The following is a 559-nucleotide window of genomic DNA, read 5'->3' on the forward strand; positions in this document are numbered from 1 at the left end:
GCAGGACTGATTGCTTTAGGAGGAGTAACCGCTATTACCGATGTATGTGATTCAGACTTAACAGTAACAAGCAGTGATAGTTCAGTAGCAGGAACCTGTCCAACAGTATTTGTAGTAACACGTACGTACACAATCACAGACGATTGTGGAAACAGTACAGATATTCAACAAACCATCAACATCAAAGATGAAACTGCACCATCAGTAACAGGGAGCTTAAACGCTATCGATCAAGAAGGATGTGAGGCGAGTGATGCACCAGCGGCAGTAACTACTATTGCAGGATTAATTGCTTTAGGAGGAGTAACCGCTATTACCGATGCATGTGATTCAGACTTAACCGTAACAAGCAGTGATAGTTCGGTAGCAGGAACCTGTCCAACAGTATTTGTAGTAACTCGTACGTATACAATCACAGACGACTGTGGAAACAGCACAGATATTCAACAAACTATTAATATCAAAGACGAAACAGCTCCATCAGTAACTGGTAGCTTAAACGCTATTGACCAAGAAGGATGTGAGGCGAATGATGCACCAGCAGCAGCAACTACTATTG

At 42.4% G+C, this 559-nt stretch carries 1 pseudogene; it reads left to right on the forward strand.

The window, feature by feature from the left end:
- Positions 1-559, forward strand: a pseudogene (locus tag Q0873_RS18170) (hypothetical protein); the annotation flags it as partial.

It is taken from the genome of uncultured Tenacibaculum sp. (genome assembly GCF_947498805.1).
In the GTDB taxonomy this organism is placed as follows: domain Bacteria; phylum Bacteroidota; class Bacteroidia; order Flavobacteriales; family Flavobacteriaceae; genus Polaribacter.